Below are 1,391 nucleotides of genomic sequence, written 5' to 3'. Positions count from 1 at the left end.
GGGACTGTCTTGCTAACGGTGTTTCCGGCCTGACCCGCCAGGCGTTGTGCCTGGTGAGGAGGGCGCTGTGATGACCGCGACACTGAACGATGTGACACCGAGGAAGGCCAGGGCTGGGCAGTCGGCGGAGGCGAAGGCCGCGGCCGAGCTGGTCCGGCTCGCTAAGGAACAGGGCCTGTCGCTGACCGGCCCGGACGGGCTGCTCAAGCAGCTGACTAAGACGGTCCTGGAAACCGCGCTGAACGAGGAGATGACCGAGCACCTCGGCTACGAGAAACATGAACCTGCTGCGGGGTCGGGCAACATCCGTAACGGTACCCGGTCGAAGACGGTGGTGACCGAGTCCAGCGGGCCGGTGCGCATCGACGTGCCCCGGGATCGGGCGGGCACGTTCGATCCCCAGATCGTGCGTAAGCGTCAGCGTCGGCTGTCCGGCGTCGACGAGGTCGTGTTGTCGCTGTATGCCAAGGGTCTGACGACTGGGGAGATCTGCGCGCATTTCGCGGAGATCTATGGGGCGTCGGTGTCGAAGGAGACGATCTCCCGGATCACCGACAAGGTCATCGAGGAAATGACGGACTGGTCCCACCGGCCGTTGGATGAGATCTACGCGGCGGTGTTCATTGACGCCATCGTGGTCAAGGTTCGTGATGGGCAGGTCGCGAACCGGCCGTTCTACGCCGCGATCGGGGTCACCCTCGACGGGGACAAGGACGTCCTCGGGCTGTGGGCCGGTACTGGTGGCGAGGGCGCGAAGTTCTGGATGAGCGTGCTGACCGACCTGCGCAACCGAGGCGTCAAGGACGTGTTCTTCCTGGTCTGCGACGGGTTGAAAGGCCTGCCCGAGGTGGTGACCAACGTGTGGCCCCGCACGGTCGTACAGACCTGCGTCATCCACTTGATCCGCAACACGTTCCGGTTGGCCTCCCGGAAGTACTGGGACGAGCTCAAACGCGATATCAAGCCGATCTACACCGCGGTCAACGCGAACGCGGCCCGGGCCGCGTTCGACGACCTGGCCGACAAGTGGGCAGGGCGGTATCCGGCGATGGTCCGCCTGTGGGACAACGCCTGGGCCGAGTTCATCCCGTTCCTGGACTACGACGTCGAGATCCGCAAGGTGATCTGCTCGACCAACGCCATCGAGTCGCTCAACGCCCGCTACCGACGCGCGGTCAAAGCCCGGGGCCACTTCCCCAACGAACAGGCCGCGTTGAAGTGTCTGTACCTCGTGACCCGGTCCCTGGACCCGACCGGTACCGGTCGGGTCCGGTGGGCGATGCGCTGGAAGCCAGCGTTGAACGCCTTCGCTATCACCTTCAGCGACCGATTCCCGGCCGCTGAAACCTACTAACAAGATCGCCGGAAACACCGTTGAAGAAACAGACCCC

At 64.5% G+C, this 1,391-nt stretch carries 1 protein-coding gene; it reads left to right on the top strand.

Features of this window, described 5'->3' with window-relative positions; all coding sequences use genetic code 11:
* Nucleotides 1-70: 70 nt before the first annotated feature.
* On the top strand, nucleotides 71-1,354 hold the full coding sequence (locus ABEA87_RS42115) for an IS256 family transposase (RefSeq protein WP_345639409.1): 1,284 nt from the start codon (nucleotides 71-73) through the stop codon (nucleotides 1,352-1,354).
* Nucleotides 1,355-1,391 lie beyond the last annotated feature (37 nt).

Origin of the sequence: Rugosimonospora acidiphila (genome assembly GCF_039543385.1) — a bacterium.
Lineage (GTDB): Bacteria > Actinomycetota > Actinomycetes > Mycobacteriales > Micromonosporaceae > Rugosimonospora > Rugosimonospora acidiphila.
Note: the sequence above shows the minus strand (reverse complement) of the source record. Positions and strands in the feature narration are given on the sequence as shown.

Bases quoted from the DNA above. Each gene is read 5' to 3' on its own strand.
- ABEA87_RS42115 (WP_345639409.1), top strand. From the start codon at position 71: ATGACCGCGACACTGAACGATGTGACACCGAGGAAGGCCAGGGCTGGG.